Origin of the sequence: Kitasatospora sp. NPDC005751, assembly GCF_040630835.1 — a bacterium.
Classification (GTDB): domain Bacteria; phylum Actinomycetota; class Actinomycetes; order Streptomycetales; family Streptomycetaceae; genus Kitasatospora.
On sequence record NZ_JBEXYC010000047.1, the window covers coordinates 35,264 to 54,628 of the forward strand.

Annotated in this window: 12 protein-coding genes; 3 read left to right on the forward strand and 9 right to left on the reverse strand. The window is 70.7% G+C overall.

Features of this window, described 5'->3' with window-relative positions; translation table 11 throughout:
• Nucleotides 1-48: 48 nt before the first annotated feature.
• Genes ABZ497_RS28705 through ABZ497_RS28725 form a run of 5 tightly spaced genes read right to left on the reverse strand, consistent with a single transcriptional unit; the run spans nt 49 to nt 12,114 of the window.
• A complete protein-coding gene (locus ABZ497_RS28705; RefSeq protein ID WP_359809339.1) occupies nt 49-1,914 on the reverse strand; it encodes a DUF1998 domain-containing protein in 1,866 nt (621 codons plus the stop codon).
• Nucleotides 1,911-5,174, reverse strand: coding sequence for a helicase-related protein (locus ABZ497_RS28710; RefSeq protein ID WP_359809341.1), 3,264 nt, complete (start codon nt 5,172-5,174; stop codon nt 1,911-1,913). The genes ABZ497_RS28705 and ABZ497_RS28710 overlap by 4 nt, the downstream gene beginning before the upstream one ends.
• Nucleotides 5,171-7,087 carry a UvrD-helicase domain-containing protein gene (locus tag ABZ497_RS28715; RefSeq protein WP_359809343.1) on the reverse strand — a complete coding sequence of 639 codons (1,917 nt, stop codon included), beginning with the start codon at nt 7,085-7,087 and terminating at the stop codon, nt 5,171-5,173. The genes ABZ497_RS28710 and ABZ497_RS28715 overlap by 4 nt, the downstream gene beginning before the upstream one ends.
• On the reverse strand, nt 7,084-11,850 hold the full coding sequence (locus tag ABZ497_RS28720; RefSeq protein ID WP_359809345.1) for a DEAD/DEAH box helicase family protein: 4,767 nt from the start codon (nt 11,848-11,850) through the stop codon (nt 7,084-7,086). Before ABZ497_RS28720 ends, ABZ497_RS28715 begins: the two co-directional genes overlap by 4 nt.
• Nucleotides 11,851-11,904: 54 nt before the next feature.
• A complete protein-coding gene (locus tag ABZ497_RS28725; RefSeq protein WP_359809346.1) occupies nt 11,905-12,114 on the reverse strand; it encodes a hypothetical protein in 210 nt (69 codons plus the stop codon).
• Nucleotides 12,115-12,596: 482 nt separating this feature from the next.
• Here ABZ497_RS28725 and ABZ497_RS28730 point away from each other — a divergent pair, with 482 nt between their 5' ends.
• Genes ABZ497_RS28730 through ABZ497_RS28740 form a run of 3 tightly spaced genes read left to right on the forward strand, consistent with a single transcriptional unit; the run spans nt 12,597 to nt 16,635 of the window.
• Nucleotides 12,597-14,738, forward strand: coding sequence for a helix-turn-helix transcriptional regulator (locus ABZ497_RS28730; protein WP_359809348.1), 2,142 nt, complete (start codon nt 12,597-12,599; stop codon nt 14,736-14,738).
• The gene (locus ABZ497_RS28735) at nt 14,735-15,739 is read left to right on the forward strand and encodes a hypothetical protein (RefSeq protein ID WP_359809349.1); all 1,005 of its coding nucleotides are present in this window, start codon (nt 14,735-14,737) and stop codon (nt 15,737-15,739) included. The genes ABZ497_RS28730 and ABZ497_RS28735 overlap by 4 nt, the downstream gene beginning before the upstream one ends.
• Nucleotides 15,736-16,635, forward strand: a complete 900-nt coding sequence (locus ABZ497_RS28740) for a DUF6339 family protein (RefSeq protein ID WP_359809351.1) — start codon at nt 15,736-15,738, stop codon at nt 16,633-16,635. The genes ABZ497_RS28735 and ABZ497_RS28740 overlap by 4 nt, the downstream gene beginning before the upstream one ends.
• Here ABZ497_RS28740 and ABZ497_RS28745 read toward each other — a convergent pair.
• The 4 genes from ABZ497_RS28745 to ABZ497_RS28760 form a co-directional block, all read right to left on the reverse strand.
• On the reverse strand, nt 16,563-17,939 hold the full coding sequence (locus ABZ497_RS28745; protein ID WP_359809353.1) for a DNA cytosine methyltransferase: 1,377 nt from the start codon (nt 17,937-17,939) through the stop codon (nt 16,563-16,565). The genes ABZ497_RS28740 and ABZ497_RS28745 overlap by 73 nt on opposite strands.
• The gene (locus ABZ497_RS28750; protein WP_359809355.1) at nt 17,936-18,373 is read right to left on the reverse strand and encodes a very short patch repair endonuclease; all 438 of its coding nucleotides are present in this window, start codon (nt 18,371-18,373) and stop codon (nt 17,936-17,938) included. Before ABZ497_RS28750 ends, ABZ497_RS28745 begins: the two co-directional genes overlap by 4 nt.
• Nucleotides 18,374-18,739: 366 nt before the next feature.
• A complete protein-coding gene (locus tag ABZ497_RS28755) occupies nt 18,740-18,880 on the reverse strand; it encodes a hypothetical protein (RefSeq protein WP_359809357.1) in 141 nt (46 codons plus the stop codon).
• A gap of 207 nt (nt 18,881-19,087) precedes the next feature.
• On the reverse strand, nt 19,088-19,258 hold the full coding sequence (locus ABZ497_RS28760) for a hypothetical protein (RefSeq protein WP_359809359.1): 171 nt from the start codon (nt 19,256-19,258) through the stop codon (nt 19,088-19,090).
• Nucleotides 19,259-19,365 lie beyond the last annotated feature (107 nt).

Here is a 19,365-nt window from a genome sequence, read left to right on the forward strand (position 1 = left end):
GGTGGGACGGCACACACGGCGGTCCCACCCCGTGTCACTTCCCGAGGCTCACCGGCCGAGCAGGTGCGAGAAGAAGCCGATCGACGGGTCCTCCGGGGGGCCGACCAGGAGCGCCCGGTCGAGCAGGCCGTTGTTGTGCTCGCAACTGGTCTCCGGAAGCATGACGCAGGCGTGGCAGGCCGCCAGGTTGGTACCGCCCGCACCCGAGGTCTCGGTCTCGATGCAGAGCGGGTCGGCGGAACACCATTCGGCCCGATGCGCCGCCGAGTGCACGGCCCGCGCGAGGCGGTCGATCTCGCCCTGGGCGACCAAGCCGCCGAGGCTGCCGGCCGAGTCGCTGGTGGCCGTGTAGATCAGCACACCGGCCATCGTCTCGCCCGAGTAGATCCGCTCGCGGAGCGAGGCGGCCGGGTAGCCGGAGTCCAGGCTCCACTCGTTGATCATCACGTGCGCGAAGGTGTGCAGCAGCGCCATGCGCGGAGTGGCGGGGGAGACCGGGACCCGGGTTGGGTCCGAGGCCCGCTCGGCGAGGACCCGCTGGTGTCGGTGTCGGATGCGCTCGACGCGTGCGGCCACGGCGGCCAGTTCGGCCCAGGCGTCGACCCGCTCCTCGTCGAACCGGAGGAAGACACCCTCGCCGTGGACCTCCATGGCGGGCAACCAGTCGGTGGGGGTCAGGGAGAGTGCCGCCTCGTGGCCCTCGTGCGAGGTCTCGGGATCGATCACCCGGGTGAACGCCTTGAGAGCGCGGACCTCGCGAAGCTTCTTCACCAGCATCGGTCCGGCCAGCCCGAGGCCGGCCAGCGGCTTCGGGTCGCCCGTCGGGGGCTCACAGACGAACTGCTCGGTGTGACCGCCGGATTCCTCCGGGTTCCCCATGCACAGGCGCTCGTACTCCACCTCGCGCAGGGCACGGTAGCGCTGCTCCTGGTCGAGCTCGAGACCCTCCTCGCCGTCGAGGTCCTCGGCTTCCATCGCGGAGAGCAGTTCCACCACCTGCTCGGGGGTCACCGGGGGGCGGGAGCCCTGGAAGATGTAGCCCAGATGGATCCCGATCTCGGCGAGGGTGGAGCAGGCGCGGAGCTTCTCCCAGTGCTCGCCCAGCGCCTGGACCCGGGTGTCGCTCCACGGGGGGATGGACAGGGCCGAGCGGAGCACCGGCTGCCACACGGAGGAGGAGCCGCGCTGCAGGGTCCGGGGCGTCAGGGAGCAGGCGTCATTGGAGGCGTCCTTCAACCACGGACGCTCGCCCCGGCAACCGATGTGCAGCTCCTTGAGGGCACCGGCCCGGAAGGAGCCCTCCATGGACACCTCGGGCACTCCGCAGGAACAGGAGAGCACCACCGAGCGGAGCGAGGAGGTGCGGCCCGAGGACCGAAGGCTCATCCGGCCGCCGCAGAAACCGGCCTCGCCGTCGCCGCGGCGCCCCCGATGCAGCCACGTCCAGTACGGGAAGTCGGAGAGGTGCCCGTCCTCGCACGCCACCACGAACCGGGAGGGCACCAGGGTCTCGGCGCACTCGCCGCACTCGTTGCGCCCCGCCGGGGAATTGAACTTCCGGACGTGGTCCAGCGCGTGGCACCCGGGGCAGTGGTGCCACAGGGGGAAGCGCCGGACCCGGATGCCGTCGCGACTGTCGTCGCCTGAAGCGGGCGGCAGACGGAAGTGGCTCACGTTCAGTACGCGGGCGAGGCGAGGCTCGTGGATCACGGGGGATTCGTCGCGGGGCCACTGCTCCTGCGCGGCGTCGATGCCCGCGACGATGAACGACTCCTGTTCCACGGCGATCAAGGAACCCACGCCGTAGGTCGTGATGGCCTGGGCCCGGCGGATCGCCCCGCGGCGGGGCAGCGTGCGGGCCGGTGCGGCGGAGCCGACGCCGGCGCGTCGGCGGCGGGAAGGGGGCGGGGTCATCGGGATGCCTCCACGAAGAGGGCGGACTCGGCGTCGACGTCGCGGAGGGACCACAAGGTCTCCCACGCCTCGACGTCCTCCAGGGCGTCGTTGTAGGGCTTGAGCAGCGAGCGGGCGGGGTTTCCGCGCTTGGGCTCGTAGAGCAGACCGTTGTGCGCCTCGGCCTCGTCGTACCACCAGTCGACGAACTCATCGAAGGCCGCGGCCACGTGGGCGACCTCCTTGGCGGCGGTCTCCGGCGGGGAGACCTGCTCGACCCGTTCGAGGATCCTCGGGCGGATCGTTTCCCTAAGCTCGTCCACGAAGAGGTCGATGTCACCCGCGTTCTCGTTCTCGCGGGCGGCGGGGATCACGATCCGGGCGAGGGCGACGATCACCGCGTGCAGGCCCCGGGCGCGGGCGCGGGCCGAGAACGGGGTGACCGAGGTGGATTCGACCTCGCGGTAGAGCGCGGAGTGGAAGTGCTGGAAGTTCTCGTAGTGGGATCGGTCACGGGAACGGCCCGCGTTGAGCATCACCGCCACCAGGCCGGGGTGCGCGCGGCCGACCCGGCTGGTCGCCTGGATGTACTCGGCGGTCGTCTGCGGCTGGCCCATGACGGCCATCAGTCCGAGCCGGTTCACGTCCACGCCCACGGCGATCATGTTCGTGGCCAGAAGGACGTCGACCACGTCGTCGCCCGGGAGCCGCCGCTCGATCTGCTTCAGGCGGGTCGGGATGTCGCTGGCGTCGACCCGACTGGTCAGCTCGGAGTAGTTGTCGACGGGACGGGGCTCGCAGCCGTCCCGCTCGGCAAGGTGTTCCAGGTAGGCCACGACGTCGTCGTGGACCTGGAGTTCGGCGGCGGAAAGCAGCCGCAGGCTGTTGAAGTAGCCGACCAGGGTCCAATAGGCGTCGCGCACCCGGTCGGTGGTGTCGGCCTGCATCGCCTGGTGGAGCAGCGTGGCGTAGGTACGGATCAGCAGCGTGGACTGGCTGGTCCCTGGCGCGAGCAGACCCACGTAGCGGCGGGACGCCTTCTCACCGGCGGAGGTCTCGACGGCGAACCAGGAATCCCGGGCGTCCAGACCGGCCGGCGGGAACTGCCGGACCTCACGGGAGAACAGCGCCCTGCCCTGCTCGGCGGCGCGGCGGATGGTGGCGGTCGACGCGATCACCTTGGGACGGTCGGCGAGCACGTCGACGGCCGTCTCGTACAGGCCGGTCAGGGTACCCAGCGGACCGGAGATCAGGTGCAGCTCGTCTTGCACGATCAGCTCCGGGGGCGGGGTGGAGTCCTGCCGGTCCCGGTTGAACAGGGCGGCGCTCTCCTTCCGCCAGGGCATCGAGGCGAACTTGTCGACGGTGGCGATGACCAGGGTCGGCCGGGCGTGGTAGATGGTCTGGTCGACCAGGTGCACGGGCAGTCCGTCGGAGAACGCGCAGTCCGGGCCGGAGCAGCGGACGTCCATCCGGACGGCCTCCTCGTCGACCGAGTAGTGGTGGGCGTCGAGGGCGGACCCGCACCACGGGCAGGCGTGCAGCTGGACCGGGTTCTCCTTCTGGAGCACCCGTCCGGCGCGGGCCGCGCCGAGCTGTTCGGCGGCGGCCTTCAGGGTGTTCGGGGTGGCGGACCGTCCCACCCACATGCCGAGCGAGATCTCCTCGTGCCCCAGCTCGGCGGAATTCTCGCGGCGCATCCGTTCCATGGCACAGATCAGGATCGCGGCGCGCTCGAACTGCTGGAGGGTCAGGAGGCGCAAGGTGTACCGCATCAGTACGGTGACGCCGCCGCCCGCAGGCCCCAGTCGCATCCGGCGCAGGAAGGTGGTCAGCGCGATCAGGCCCAGGTACGCCTCGGTCTTGCCACCACCGGTGGGGAACCACAACAGGTCCGACACACCGCGGTCGGGGTGGTTCGGGTCGTCCACCCCGGCCAGGCACAGCAGCACGAAGGAGATCTGGAACGGACGCCAGCGCGCGGATGCCAGGTCCGGCTCGCCTTCCCGACCGTGCCGGACCCAGTCGCTCCGGGCCCGCTGGGTCGCCATGGCTCGGTTGGCCAGGCGGAACGCGCGCATTAGGTCGGGCTTGTCGCGGAGCAGCGCGATGCCTTCCCGGATCCGGTCCAGGGCCTCACCACACGACCGGATCGCCTCGGACGCGGCCTGTTCGTACGGCGTGCCCGCGAGCTCCGCGGCCTCGTCCCGCTTCCGTCCGATCCACCGCTCGTAGCCCGATGCCAGGCCCTCCAGGGCGGCGATCACTTCGACGTCGGGGGCCTCGGCGAGGCCGAGCATGGTGAGCGCCTCGTCGTCGATCTCCGGATTGGAGTCGGTGAGCAGCACCTCGTGCGTGGGTACGAACTCGGTGCGGACCTCCGCCACGGCCGCGTCCGTCTTGTCCATGAGGCCGACCGGGGCGGGCGTCCAGTCCCACACCGCCGCACAGCCGTGGCCGGTGGCGAAGGTAGGGGCGTGCCGGTGCAGCAGTCGGCTGGTCTCCAGTTCCGCGTCCACGGCGGACAGGGCGGCGGGGCGCTCCACGAAGGCGCTGGAACCGTCGGCGGCGCGGACCGTCAGGCCGGTCTGGAAGAGGGCGAAGGCGTCCTGCAATTCGCGTTCGCCCACCTTCCGGACGTTGACCAGGGCGACGGTGACGGTGACGGTGACGGTCTCCGGGGACGGGCGGCGCACGTGGACCTCCAACCGCGCCGTCCCGTCGAACAGGTCACGGGACGCGCCACGACCCGGGCGTGTGACGTCGATCGTGGTGTCCGGCAGGTCCAGCTCCACCCGGCGCCAGCGTTCCCGCTGGTCGGAGGTGGTGCGGGCCTCGCTGCGCCGGGCCGAGACCTTGCGACCTTCGGCGTCCTCCGGCTCGTAGACCGCGGCGCGCGCCGATACCACGATCTCCCGCGCCTCGTCGAGGTCGACCGCGAAGGTCAGGCCGACGGAGGAGGGGCGTCGGTCGCCGGCATGGGGGCGCTCGGCACCCGGGCCGGACTCGTCCGCGCCGTCCGCCCCGGTGACGGGTTCCTCGTCCAGGCCCTCCTCCTCGGCGGCGTCCTCCTGGATGCGCAGGCGGGCGTCGGCATCGGCCGGGCGGGGGAAGAGCACGCCGACGGGGTAGCGGGTGATCGGCGCGTCCTGGTCCAGGACCTCGGCGCGGTCCTCGGCGGCGGCGTCGATGTCGGGGCCCAGCAGCTCCCGGCGGAGCCGGGCCACCAGGTCCTCGCGGACCTCGTAGTGCGCCTCGTGGCGCCCTGCATGGATGGTCATTTTTGCTCCTCCTCGGCTCCGGCGAGGTGCCGGAATCGTCCGATTCCGCTGATGCGCGGGGCGATCCACACCCCGCGGTCGCCGATGCCCGCGTTGGCCCCGGCGGCCGTGCTGCCCGCGACCGACTCCAGACAGTCGACGCGCAGGCCGGAGATCTCCTCGGGCCACCGGATGTCCCAGGTCGGGCCCACCTTCAGAACCGCGTACAGGTGGCATCTGAAGACCTCGGAGGCGTCCCCGATCTCCCGTCCCTCGTGCAGCAACGCGTACCCGGGACTCTGCTCGGCGCCCAGGGGGAGGGCGTCCCGCAGTCGGAACGTCACCGCGTCCCCCGGCCGCACCCGTTCCAGCAGGTGCGACTGGGCGGCGGGGGCGTCGTGTGCGGCGTCGGCCGGTTCCCGTGCGCAGACGTCGCCGGCCCGCACCTCGATGCCGTCGCGGCGCCACTTGAGGCGTGGGTTGAGGACACCTCGGTACCAGCGGCCGGTCGGCCTGTGCTTGAGCAGCGTCGCGGTCACGGGCGCCGCGATCCGGTACAGGTCCTCGCGGGCCCGGGTCATCGCGACGTAGAGCGCGCGGGCCTCAGCGGGCGTGTCGAGCTCGTTGTCCTGTCGACGCAGTTCGGTCACGGTCGGCGGGGTGAGGAGCACCACCCGGTCGAACTCCAATCCCTTGGAACGGTGCACCGTGGACACGATCAGCCGGGCAGGCTCCGGGTCGGCCAGCTCGTCCGGGAACCGGCGCTCCGCCACCAGCCCGCGCAGCCGCGCCACGTCGAGGGTGCCCCGTCCGTTGCCGCGGGCCGCCCCGCGAAGGGCCCGCCACACCCGGTCCGGGTCGGTGCCCTCGGGCAGTGGCATCGCGAGGAGCAGTTCGCGCAGCCGTGCCTCGGTGAGGGTGGCGGCCTCGGTGCGGCGCAGCAGTTCGGCGACCCAGTGCGGTACCGGCCGGTCCTGGAGCGAGCGGCGCAGGGCATGAGGTACGCCCTGCTCCTGCAGCAGCTGCGAGACGAGCAGGGCCTGTCGGTTGTCGCGGGTCAGGATCGCGCAGGTGCCGGGGAAGGAGCGCAGCGAGTCGAGGGTGAACGAGTCGGTGAGGGGACCCAGGTCCGGGAGGTCGAGCAGCAGTTCGCGCAGCTCGCCGTGGAGCCGTTCGGCCGCCGCGTCGACGCCCTCGGGCGCGCTGCCGATGCCCTGGACGGCGCGGCCGAGCGGGAGCGCCGTGCGCGTTTCGGGCGTGACGGCCCGGAAGTTCCGGGTCAGCAGCAGTTCCACCAGGTCGTCGGCGTACGAGGCACGGACCCAGCGCAGGAAGAGGTCGGTCCGGTCGGCGTACTCCTCCGGGTCCTGGATCTGGAAGTCGTAGATCGCCTGGGCGGGATCCCCGACGAGGGTGAATCCGCAGGAGTCCTGGAGGCGGTCGAGCAGTGCCTCCACCATCTCGCGGCGCGCACCCACGAGGTCCTGCACCTCGTCGACGATCAGGTGGGCGGGCGGACCTGCCTCCAGGGCATCCAACGCGCCCTTCTCGATCGCGTCGGTGGCGGCTCGGATCCGCTCGTCGAAGGAGAGTGCCGACCACTCGCCGTCCGGGTGAACCTGCACCAGGAGGGAGTACGCCCACGAGTCGAAGGTCTGCACCCGCACCCGTCGGGCGTGCTCGCCGTGCCGGGCGATGCGGTCGCGAAGCTCGCGGACGGCGGCGCGGGAGAAGCTGAGGACCAGCAGCTCGCCGGCCTCCAGCGCCCCGTCCGGGTCGGCATTGCCGACGAGCGCGTCCATGCGGCGCACCAGGGTGTGCGTCTTGCCCGTACCTGCTCCGGCGGTGACCAGCAGGCGGGTGTCCCAGGGCTGGTCCACGACGGCCTGTTGCTCGGCCGTGAGGACCGGGTCGTCCTCGGCAGGGAGGGTCACTTCTTGCTCCAGAGGTGCTCGAACGCGGTGAAGGCGAGGGCGGTGTCGAAGTTCCGGATGTTGTCTCGGACGTTGAGGATCAGGCAGGTGTCCTTGCCGCCGTTGCGTGGGCCACGCAGACCGCGCCCGATCATCTGCTGATACACGTTCGGGCTGTAGACGGGTCGGGCGACGACCACGGCGCGGGTGGCGGGGGCGTCGAAGCCCTGGGTGAGGACACCGTAGTTGGTGAGCACCCGCACGCGACCGTCACGGAAGTCCCGGATGCGGGCGCGGCGGTCGTTGTCGGAGGTGGTGGCGTCCACCGAGGAGGCGGAGATGTCTTGGTCCCTCAGCTTGGCCGCCAGATACTTGGCGTGCTCCACCGAGGTGGCGAACACCAGCACCGGCCAGTCGTCGTCCATCGCCGTGATCTCCGCGATGATGCGTCGGCTGCGGTCGTGGTCGTCGGCCAGTCGCTGTTCGGCGGCCTTGGAGAGCAGGCTGAACTGTTCGGCGCTCGCTCGCTCCTGGCGGTCCAGCACGATGGTGCCGCCGATCAGTTCCTTGTGTTCGACGCGTGCGAGCACGCCCAGCTCCTGGAGGTGCCCGTAGGCGTCGCCGGAGGGGAAGACGCCCTCGTCCAGCCGGCGGGCGCCGAACCGGTTGACCAGCCGGCGGGTCTCCTCCTCGTTGTGGCCGCGGAACGGGGTGGCGGTGAGGCCGAGCAGGTGCCGTTCGGTCCGGTGCTGGGTCAGGCCGAGCAGGCTCAGGATCTCGGTGTAGCTCGGGCTGGTCGCGACGTGCGCCTCGTCCACCACCACCAGTGCGGCGGCGCGGAGCCAGGCGTACCGGTCGGTGTCCAGGCACACCCGCAGCTTGGCGTCGGTGGCCACCACGAGCTGCGGCCCGTCGGTGACCGGGGCCGCCTCGTTGGAGGTCCACAGCCGGTTGATGGTCAGCCGGTCCTGTGCCCCTGCCCTGCTCCAGACGAACTGCCAGCTCTGTACGGCCTGTTCGCACAGTTCCTCGGTCTGGGCGATCCACAGGATGGGGCCCTTGAGTACGCCGGTCTGCTTGACCCAGCGGATGACCGCCTCGGCGGTCACGCGCGTCTTGCCCGCGCCGGTGGGCAGGGACAGCATGGCGCGCTGTGGGGTGAACCGGTCCAGCATCTCGAAGATGTTGAGGGCGAGCCGCTCCTGGTAGTCGTGCAGGCGTGGGAAGTCCCGGGGGCCTTCCACGGTCAGGCTCTGTTCGAGGGCCGGGGCCCGGTAGCCGGCGAAGGGCGCGGGCAGACCGAGGTCGGCGACGAAGGAGACCGCCGACGGACCACCGGTGTAGGAGGAGGGAGCGCTCGGGAAGCGCTCCAGGATGTCGCGTGCGTGGATCTTGAGCACGGTGTCGCCGTGTGCGTTGAACGCCATCTGGGCGATCCGCAGACCGGAGGGCTCCTTGCCGTCCGACTCCTGGAGTTCGGCCTCCAGGAGTCCGGCGGGGAGCCGGTCGCGGAGCGCCTGCGCCCCGATCAGCAGTTCCAGCTTGGCCGTCACGTCCTCGGCCCCGCGGATCGCCTTCAGCGTGGATCGCACCTGCTCGTCCTGCTCCTGGCGGGTCTGTGCGTCCAGAACCGCCCGGCAGCCCGTCTCGCCCATGCGCAGACCCAGCTCCTGGTCCACGGCGCGGAGCACGCCGAGTCGGTCCAGGGAGTCCAGGACCTTGATCACATTCCCGTCGCGCGCACTCTCCAGGGACTTCGCTCGGGGGCGGTGCGGGGTGCGGACCACCTCCTCCAACGCGGTGCAGCGCAGCAACGTGTACGTGCCGACCGAGTTGCCCATCCTCTGGCGCAGCGTCGGGAACTCCTCGACCAGCGGGACCGGTTCCACGGTCGACTCGTGCCGGGTCTCCCGGGTGACGGCGTCGTCGTGGCGCAGCATGCCCCAGCGCTCGACCATGAGCTCGGCGGACTCCTGGTCCGGCATCAGCAGCGCCGGCACCCGCTCGGAGCGCAGCGAGCGGTATTCGTTCCGGTCGGCGGCGACGGCAATCTCGCCGTCCTCCCGGGTGTCCCAGGCGTCGCCGACCCGGCAGCGGGTCAGCGAGTCCTCGGGGAAGTCGATCTCCAACCGGGTCAACAGAGCGTAGGTCGAGCCGACGAACGCGTCGTCCTCGCTCTCCTGCAGCTTCCCGAGGAGCTGCTCCCACTGCTGCGGGCGGACCTTCTCGACGCTGCTCGCGAGTCCGAGCTTGCGCGCCTTCTCGGTACTGAGCGACGCCACCGGGAGCACGTCACGGTACGCGTCGAGCTGGGGTCCCACGGCCTCCTTGAGGAGCTTGAGCCCCTGGGAGGTCCTCACCCGACCGTGCCGACCGAGCATCCAGCGGATCGGGGACGCCACGGACTGGCGCGTGCCGGCCTGTGCTCCGATCTGCAGGGTCCAGCTCTCGATCAGGGCTTCCTCGGGCAGCGCCTGCAGGAAGGCCGCGCGGGCCTCGTCCGAGAGCAGGGGCAGCAGGTGCAGCGGCCCGCCGACGGGCGAGCCCTCGATCCTGGTCCTGGCCAGGGTGGGCCGACTCGCCTGGTCGTCGAGCCTGCGGCAGTACGCCCTGTGAATGGCCTCCCGGTACTCCTCGAACCAGGGTTCGTCCTTGGGCCGGTGGCCGGGAGTCGGACGGTCCCGCAGGCCCAACTCACGGAAGAATCCCGCGTCATCGGAGTGGAAGCGCATGTCCACCGCGATCTCGGGGTCGCTCTCCGCGGTGACGACGACCCCGGGAAGCAGACAGTCGCGGACGAGGCGGAAGCGACCGTCCGCGGTGCGCACCATCAGGGTGTCCGTCGGCGCCGGCACCCGGTCGGTCACCTCGTGGCCCACCACCGAGGAACCCGCCCGGTGGAACAACTCCCAGAAGCGGGTCCACTTCTGCGGACCGTACGAGGCGAAGCCCTGGTCGAGGACGCTCACGAAACGCCCCCGGACGTCGGCCTCCTGGATGCCGAGGGTGGTGAGGACGGAGGAGAGCGATGGGTCGTCGGACAGGGCGCGGTCGACGTAGACCAGCGACTCCCGCAGCCCGTCCTCCTCGGTACGCCGGTACACCACGCTGCCCAGCGGGGCGACCAGTCCGTGCTCCTCGGTGAGGACGATCCTCGCCTTCCGGGCCTCGGCGGCACAGGCGGCGTTCGAAACGATCATGTCGGCGACGATCCGGATGGCGGCCGCCGAGGCCGGCGCCGAGCCGTCCGAGGCCAGCGCCTCCAACCAGGTGACGACCGAGGCCCGCTGCCGTCCGGCGGCGGCCAGGATGTGTTGGACCTTGCCCGACCGCAGGTCCGTGACCTCGACCGAGGGGTGCACCCAGTCGCGAGGACGGCCGGCGTACGCGTGCCAGATCCGCAGCCAGCGGTTGACCGCGCTGCTGTCCTTGCCCAGGTCGGGATGGATGTTCAGGTCACGGGGCGTGCGCAGCACACCGTCCTGGTCGGGCAACGACGGGCGTGCCGCCGCGGCGGCCCAGATCTGCTCGGTGAGCAGGCGGTCGGCCCAACTGATCGTCTCCACGCCCTTGCTGCGACCGGGCAGCAGCGGGAGGTACGCGCCGGGGTCCTCCGCCGGGGCGAGCTCGGGCAGCGACTCCACCACCAGCCGGGCCGCGACCCGGATCATCTCGACGTTGAACGGCGAGGAATCGAGCAGGTTCTGGCGGTCCTCGTTGGTCTTCCAGGCGCCGTTCAGGATGCCGCTCAGGGTCATCTCGTACTTGGTCGGGAAGAAGGACCAGAACCTGCCCCGGCCTCGGGCGTCGGCCGCGCTGAGCACCCCGGTCTTCTCGTCGGCGCGGTAGGCCGGAACGGCCCAGGACAGGTCGATGGAGACCCGGTCGTGCAGCTCGCCGGCGTCGCGGCGGGCCGCCTCGGTCGGTTCGTGGGCGATGGTGAAGACCCGCCACTGCGAGCTCGCCGGCTGCTTGCCGACGCGGTCCTCGTGGATCGTGTGCAGGCTGCCGTCCTGCTCGGACCGGAGGGCACGGCGCGCGATCCGGCCCGGCCGGCGGTCCTCCAGCACCACCGGGCCCACGTGCGGGGAGAAGAGGTGGAAGCCCGAGGGGAACTCCTCGCGGGTGTCGTGGCCGGCCACGCCCTGGTGGCCGTGCATGTCCTTGCCCAGCCGATCGGCGGCGCCGGGGAGCAGCGGAAGGCGGACCACCGTGGTGGCCCACTCCAGCAGCTCGTCCAGTACGGGGTCCCGGCGGCGCTCGGCGGCCATGTCCAGCTCGCGGGCCATTCGCAGCACGGGCGCCTCGAAGTCCTCGCCGAGCCGCTCGCGAACGCCGGGCACATTCCGGATCAGCTCGTACGACCAGGCCCGGTCGAAGCCGAAACTGCCTCCGCTGCTGAAGAATTCGGGTGCGTCGGTCACCACCAGGACCGACTTCACGCCCACGCCGAAGCGGCCGATCTGCCCGCCGCGCTTGCGGGACATGCTCATGCGCAGGATGGTCTCGGCACCCTCGGGCGTCACGGGGTCACCCTGGTTGGCGCAGTAAAGGTGGGTGCCGGTGAGGACGACGTGGATCCGGCCGCCGGGCTCGCCGCGCAGCTCATCGGCCGCGTTCTGGACGAGCTCGAAGAGCTGCCGGTCGCCGTACCCACCCTGGGTGATGCGGCGTTCGCCGTTGGCGTGCTCGGGGATCAGGCCCGGATCGATGCCGTAGGTCTCCAGGACGCGGAGGGACTGCTCGACGACGGTACGGATCACCGGGGACTGCGGATCGGCCACGAATGTTTCCACTTCGGATGCGGTGGGCGGTGGGAACGTATGTCGGAGGCGCCGTCAGCGGGCGCGGCGCACGGTGATCCTGACGATGCGCTGGCAGTGACCGGGGTTTCGACGCGGGCGACGCGCCCGGGCCTCGGCGTCGCAGATGGCGTTCCGGTAGGTAGCGACCATGTCGTGGTCGATGCCGTAGAGGTAGAGGTAGGCGCCGAGGTCCTGCGGGGCCTCGGCGGTGAGCCGGTCGTACGTGGTGACGATGGAACGCATGCGGTGGAGCGGGGAATTCTGCGGGGACACCGGAGCTACCTGCGCTTTCGCTTCGCTTTCGTGGACTTGCACGATGGAGTGGTGCGAGGTGGTGCAGGAGGGAGACGGATCGCGTGCGGAACGGCGGAATCCGTGAAGGACTCCGGAGGCGGCCGTAAGGAATTCCCCCAGGAAAACGGGCATGCCACACCCTGTTGCAGGGCCACTTCCACGGCGCCCGCCGCGGAAGTGGCAGAAAACTTAGCACATGGAGCCCGGCGGTGTGCAACCCCGGGTCGAACGCGGATTCTTCGGGCTTTTCGCGCAAAATCGGGCAGGTTCGGGAGTCCTTCCCCGTTTCGATATTCGATCGTGTTCGACGCTCGGTTCCACTGGACATGCCACCTGTCAAAGGTCGATTGACAAGGGGGTGTCGCTGTCAACAGTGATGCGATAGCGTGGCCCTCACCTCGTGAGACAGGCCATTCGGAAGCAGGTAGGACGTGAAGGCGGCTGAGGAGTTCGGCCCCTGGCTGGCACGCCAGCTCAGGAATGCCGGGAAGAGTCAGACCGATCTGGCGCTGGAGCTGGAGGTGACCCGGGCCGCCGTCTCGGCTTGGATCGTCGGCCGGTCCGTGCCCCGGGACGAGACAATTCGGCGCATCGCCGAAGTTCTCAACACCGACCTGGAGACCGTCCACACGCGCAGCGCCGACGCCCAACTCGCCTTGCCCGTCCAGTGGTATCACAGGCCGGCCCACGCCGACGGTGGCAGGGAGTACGGCAACGCCGCGGCGTTCGCGTTCGAGGCCGACGTCTCGGTGCTCGCCCGCGAAGCCACGCAGAACAGCCTCGACGCGCGCCTCGAGCATGCCGAGCCCGTGCGGGTGCGGTACACCCTGCACGAACTCACCGGCGAGCCCCTCGCCCGCTTCCGCGAGGCCATCGACTGGGAGCGCCTACGGCCGCACTACGACGCGCTCACCGCCGACGGCGGGAAGCAGAGCAAGGTCTCGCGCACGATCGCGGCCGGACTGCGTGACATGTACCAGCACGACCGCCTCGTGCTGCTCCGCGTCGACGACTACAACGCCACCGGTCTGACCGGCGGCGACTACGAGGACGGGCTCTTCGCCGCCGTCGTCCGTCGTCAACTCGACAGTCACAAACGGGACCTCGGCGCCGGCGGTTCCTACGGTCTGGGCAAGGCGACTCTGTGGGCCACCAGCCGACTCGGCTTGGTGCTGATCAACTCCACCCTCTCGGAGCCCCACGAGGGCCGCACCGAGCGACGTCTCATCGGCCGGCTCGACCTCCCCTGGCGCGAGGTCGACGACCGGGCGTGTGCCGGTCCGGCCTGGTTCGGACGTCCCGATCCGACCAGCGAGTCCGCGGACGTGGTCCGTTCCTGGTGGGCCGACGAAGAGACCGTCGAGAAGCTGCACCTCACGCGTGAGAGCGCGGCACCCGGCACCTCCTTCCTCATCGTCGGTGCCCACGACGTGGCCAGCCTGCTGGCCGTCAACGGCGCCGTGGACGACGAGGAGACCGGTGAGGACGACGATTCCGTCCACCGCATGCACGCCCGGCTCGTCGACGCGCTCGGTCGCAACTTCTGGGCCGCGATGACCGGAGGCGGCGATCGCAAGCCGCACCTGGAGGCGTCCGTCCGCTCGTACCGCAACGGCGAAGTGCTGATCCCGGAGGAACACGTGGATCCGGCCGTGGCCCAGCCCTCCCGCACCCGCGCCCTGCGGGCCTTCCTGGAGGGGGCCACCGTCGACCGGCTCACGGGCCCGGGGCAGGTCGCCCGAGCCTGCGTCCAGATCAACGTGCCGCTGCACGGAGGTCAGGCGCGCGGTGCCGTGCCGCACGAGGCCGTGGTCCTGGTCACCGACGCCGAGGACGCCGACGGCCGTCCCAACCGGATGGTCTCGATGCGTGGCAGCCGCATGACCGTCAAGGACAGTGCCGTCACCAACATCCCGGTCGGCACCAACCCCTTCCAGGCCATCCTCCTCGCCGGCCGTGCGGCGGGCCCGGAGGCCCTCGGCGCCGAGGCGGCCGAGGAGTTCCTGCGGGCCTCCGAGCCCCCCGAGCACAACAAGTGGGGGCAGACGGAGGAGTTGCGGCTGTCGTACTCACCCTCCGCTTACCGGCGGATCGCCGCGCTGACCACCGCTGCGAACACGGCCGTGCGCGACCTCGTGGCCGTGCCGAAGGCCAAGCGCCGCAACGGGGGGGAAGCCAAGATCGCAGGCCGGCTCAAGGTGGGCGGCGGCCCGAAGAAAGCACGTCCCGTGGCAGCGGCATTGCCCGAGCTGGACAACGTCGATGCCCTGATCGACGAGACGGGAGCGTGGTCGGTCACGGTCGACCTTCGGGTGTCCCCCGGGGTGGACACGGACCGTCCGGTCACCCCGGTCGCCAAGTTCGACGTGCGCTCCGGCCCCCGGCCGGCCGCCCCCTGGAAGGACCTCGTCGCCATCAGCGGTTGCGAGGTCGTCGACGGCTCCCTGCAGCTGTCGCCGGGAAGCCGCAAGGCCGTCTTCCGGGGCGTCACCGACGTCTCCCGGCACCCGGTCCGGGCCCAGCTGACCGGACTGGTCGTCGAACTCCGCAGCGGAAAGGGGGAGCAGGCGTGAAGGTCTACCCCTATCGGCGGCTCACCGGGAACGTCTCCTGGCGCGTCGACAGCGCCCAGCTCAAGGCGGAGGGCGAGCCCTGGGAGGACGTGGAGAGCAAGTACCTGTCCACCGTCGAACGCGTCGTCGCCCTCGGGCCCGACGAGGACCGCCCCGATTGGACCCAGGCCCGACTGCGCCTCTCCGCGGGCCTCCCGGCCAAGGCCCTCGATCCCTCGGGCCCTTGGCAGGACGTCAAGTTGGTCGCCGTCCTCGCCGAGCGGGCCACTAACACCCGTACGACGGTGGAGTTCGCCGCCGTCTCCGAGGATGCCCGCGAGCGGACCGCCGAGCTGTACGTTCATCGTTGCGACCTCCTCGACCGGGCTTCCCTCACGGTGCACGTGGTGGCCACCGTCGACGGAGTGCCGGGTCGCGTGATCGCCACATCCGACGTGGAGTGGTTCGTCGACGTCATCGAGACCGCGCCCTCGTTGGCTCGCGAACTAGAGGTCAGGATGGTCAACTTCGCGGCAGGGGCCAGCCGCCTCCAGCGCTACAAGGACTCCCCGTGGCTGGTCGACACCACCGGTCGGATCCCCGCCGTCCGGGTCAACACCGACTTCGACGGCCTCGGTGACCTGATGGGTGCCGACGGCGGCACCGGACCGGAGGCGACCGTACGGGAACTCCTCCTCGCGCAGATGTGCTCCGAGATCTGGACGGCGGTCTTCCACTCCGCCGTCGGTGACCTGGAGGTCGAGGAAGACGGGACCCCGGTGTTCCCGCACGGTTGGCAGGGCGAGGTGCTCCGGGAGATGCTCCCCGACATGTACGCCGACCGGGAGCCGGAGCAGGCGTTGCGGGCGGTCCACGCGGCGCGCACAGGATCCTCCGCCACCGGATGGGGGGAACTCCAATCCCGGATCCACTTCGCCGCCTCCCGGCGCGCCGGCGTCCCCCGGACGCTGTCCACCACCATCCGTGACCTGGAACGCCTCACACAGGGGGACGACGCATGACCGACCGACCCGTCCACCTCCCGGAGCGCCTCGCCCTGCTGCCGAACGCCGAGGCGGCGGACTTCCTCACCGACGGGCTGCTCAGCGGTCGCGGGGACGTGCCCAGCATCAAGCTCAATGAACTCACCGAACGGCTTCCGCACGAGGACCGGAGGGGGGAGCTGCGACCCGTCCGCGACTTGGCCGAGGACGCCATGAGCTACTGCCGCGGCAACGGGTTCAAGGCGACCCAGGCCGACGCCTGGCTCGCTCCGCGCCTCCATGCGGCGCTGCGGCTCTCCCGCAGGGAGGCGGCCGACCCCGCCTTCTGGAACTTCCTCGCGCTCGGCGTCGCCCCGGACTACGTGGTCTGGCGGCACCTGGCGGAGCCCAAGGACGGCAAGCCCGGCAAGGTGGCGGCCGAGCGCTTCCGGGGGCAGTACCACAAGCAGGCCTTCGCCCGCCTCTGGTGGGCGGCCGAGCTCTTCCGCGACGGCGCGGACTACGAGCCCGTCGTCACGGCCTGCGGGAGCCAGGACATCCTCAACACCGCATTGCGCATGTCCGTGATCAACCACCGGCCTACGGCCCAGGCGATCGTCCGGCTGGTCGCGAAGGGGGTCGTCACCACCGGCCGCGAGGTCAACGCGCTCGCCGGAGCCGTGAACGTCTCCGCGGCGACACTGATGTACGACGTGATCGCCCCCGACGCCGACCGTGAGTCCCGGCCCCTGCTCGACTGGATCGCCGAGGCCGAAACCGCCCGCCAGGTGTCACGGCACGTGCTCCCGACCGGGCCCGAGGAGGAACCGGCACCGGAACTCTCCGTGAGCAGGCTGGTGGACTACTTCGCCGAGCTCTTCGCGGATGCGGCCGTCCGGGGACGGGCGGCGGAGGAGGTCGAGGGGGAGGACTGATCCTCGGGCTTCGGGCAGTTCGGGCCGCAGCCCACCTCCGGAATGTCGCAGCCACCCTTCTTGCGAAGAAGGACGTGATCCTCGGGGGTGGGCACCTTCCAGGCGTCCCGGAACCTCTCCTCCGCCGCGGTCGGCAGGGACAGGGCCGAGGCCAGCACGTGCATGCCGAACAGTGGGGGCACGGCATTGCCCACCTGCTGTGACTGGTCGCCGCTCGACCAGGGGTAGTCGGGCGGGAAGGTCTGAAGGACGCCGGCCTCCCGAATGGACAGACGCTCCGGATGGTGCGGACTGAGATCCGGGTGCTGGACGGCGTTGCGGGAGACCTTCCCGGTGACCGTGAACGACGGCTGCCGGTCTGTGCGGATACCGCGATTCTCCGAGACGCCACCGGTGCTGTAGTTCGACCTGATCTGGAACGGAACCTTCCTGCGCTCGGGTCCCGACTTCACCCCGAGCACTTCACCCATCGAGACCCAGGGCTTGAGCGGTGTGGTGCCTTCCGCCACCGGCAGTGCCGTCTGGCAAGGCTGGGCCATCACCTTCTCGTCGTCCGGGCCGCCCAGTGCCGGATTGTGCGGGCTGAACGTGTGGTGAGTCGGGCGCGGAAGGTGAGGGTTGCCGTGTTCGGCGAGTCGCGCGATCAGGATCGTCCGCCGGCGGCTCTGGGGGACGCCGTACGCCTCGGTGTGCAGGGTCGCGACCTCGGCGACCTTGTACTTCACCCTCGTCCCGTCCGTTCCAGGCAAGCCCTTCTCCAAGGCCTCCTTGTAGACCTTCCAGAGGTTCTTGACCTGGGGAACCTGCTCGAGAACGATCACGTCGAAGGGGCGATTGCCCCGCTTCTCGCAGCTGAGCGCCTTGACCGCGTACCGCAGGGGCTCCAGGACCAGAGTCGTCCGGTGGTCCCCGGTCAGCTTCTCGAGCTCTTCCAGCTGCGCGTCGATCTCCTCGTCGGAGGAACCTTCGATCAACGCGTGGATGAGCTTCTCCACCTCGCCCAGCGCCCTGCGGCCGGCACCGTTGCCCGCCACCGAGTACGTCTGGCACGGCGGGCCGCCAGCCAGCACGTTCAGCTCTGCGGGGAGCTCGTCGAACCTGTCCCGACGCACCGCGCTGACGTCTGCGTGCCACGTCTCCAGCCCGGCTTTGTAGCGCGTGTCACAGGCGTTCTTGTCCCACTCGATCCCGAGCGACTGCACCCCGAGCATGTGTGCAGCCACGTCGAGCCCGCCCGGACCGGCGAACAGGTCCAGCATGTACGGCTTCTCGAGAAATGGGGCGGCTGCGTCGGAGCTGGTCATGTGGTGAGAGTGTAGCCGGCGGCGCGGCGGTCGCGGACCAGGGTGACGATCCGCTCGGCGGCCTGGGTGGGGTTCTCGTGCTCCCAGACGCGCACCGACAGCCAGCCGGCCTCGGCGAGGCGGGTGTCCGTGTCGTGGTCCCTGGTGCGGTTCTTCTCGATCTTCTCCCGCCAGAAATCGGCGTTGTTCTTCGGCCACGTCGCGTGCTCGGGGCAGCCGTGCCAGAAGCAGCCGTCGACGAAGACCGCGACGCGCGCCGGACCGAAGAGGATGTCGGCCTCGCGTCGCACGCCCTTGAGCGGCCGGCGGTGGACCCGGTAGCGGAGACCGGCGGCGTGCAGGGTCCTGCGGAGGGCGATCTCGATGTCCGTGTCGCGGCTGCGCTGCTTGCTCATCCGCGCGCGGATCTTCGGAGTGGTCTCCAGGGAGGGCATGGTTCCATTCTGACGCTTCGGGGGCGGGGTGGGGTCAGGGGGTGGAGAGGATCAGGCGGCGGGTGGTGTTGTGGTAGTGGAGGCGGGTGAGGGCGGTGGACATGGGGGTGTTGGTGAGGTCGGTGTCGGCGCGGCCAGGACGAAGTCCGGCACGCCGGCCAGCCCGGAGGTCAGTGCCGTGAACGCCAGCTCGCTGCGTGGGTGGCGGCCGTCGCGGGTGCGGACGGCGGCGAGAGTGACGAGGAAGGCAAGGCCGGCGATCTCCAGGGTGGCCGGCAGCCGGGTGCGGACCAGCTTGGCGACCGGGGTCCCGGTGACCAGCGAGGTGCCGAGGTCGCCGTGCGCGAGGCCACTCAGGTAGTGCCGCTACTGGGACGGGAACGGCGCGTCGAGCCCGAGCTGCTGACGGCGCGCGGCCACCAGGGCGGGGGCGGCGTCGACGCCGAGCGCGGCGCGGATTGGGTCGCCGGGGACGAGCCGGATCATCGCGAACGACGCGGTGAGCACGACCCCGAGGGAGAGGAGCAGCCGGCCCGATCAGTGGCCGAGTAGGTCCGGAAGGTCGACGACCGAGAACAGCACGAGGCGGGCGGATTCGGCCGTCGGCCGGCACCCTGATCAGCCGCAAGCCCAAGGCCCCCGCCCACCACGGCTGCGCGTGGGTGTGCCGGACGGCAGCGCACCAGGTGTCCCACCGATCCGGCAGGCGGTCCGCTACTGGCCGTCACCCGCAGTGTGCGTGTGGCCGTGTACCTGGCCGTTGTCGATACGCGCGAGTTGTTCGTCGGCCACTCGTCCATGCAACAGCGGTTCGCGGCGGTCCCAGGCGGTGTCGTCGCGTTGATCCTTGCGACGCCGCGCGATCGCCGAGAGAGCCTCCAGCACAACCCGGTTGCCTAGGGCACGTATTCGGTCGTGATCAATCTTGGCGATTCACCTTCGCGGCGGGTCCTGATCCGGTAGACCGTGGTGTGTGACGCGAGCGCAACTGA

What these genes read in the sequence shown, in the direction of transcription:
- ABZ497_RS28705 (WP_359809339.1), bottom strand. Translation starts at nt 1,914, where the DNA reads ATGACCCCGCCCCCTTCCCGCCGCCGACGCGCCGGCGTCGGCTCCGCC.
- ABZ497_RS28710 (WP_359809341.1), bottom strand. Translation starts at nt 5,174, where the DNA reads ATGACCATCCATGCAGGGCGCCACGAGGCGCACTACGAGGTCCGCGAG.
- ABZ497_RS28725 (WP_359809346.1), bottom strand. Translation starts at nt 12,114, where the DNA reads ATGCGTTCCATCGTCACCACGTACGACCGGCTCACCGCCGAGGCCCCG.
- ABZ497_RS28740 (WP_359809351.1), top strand. Translation starts at nt 15,736, where the DNA reads ATGACCGACCGACCCGTCCACCTCCCGGAGCGCCTCGCCCTGCTGCCG.
- ABZ497_RS28745 (WP_359809353.1), bottom strand. Translation starts at nt 17,939, where the DNA reads ATGACCAGCTCCGACGCAGCCGCCCCATTTCTCGAGAAGCCGTACATG.
- ABZ497_RS28750 (WP_359809355.1), bottom strand. Translation starts at nt 18,373, where the DNA reads ATGCCCTCCCTGGAGACCACTCCGAAGATCCGCGCGCGGATGAGCAAG.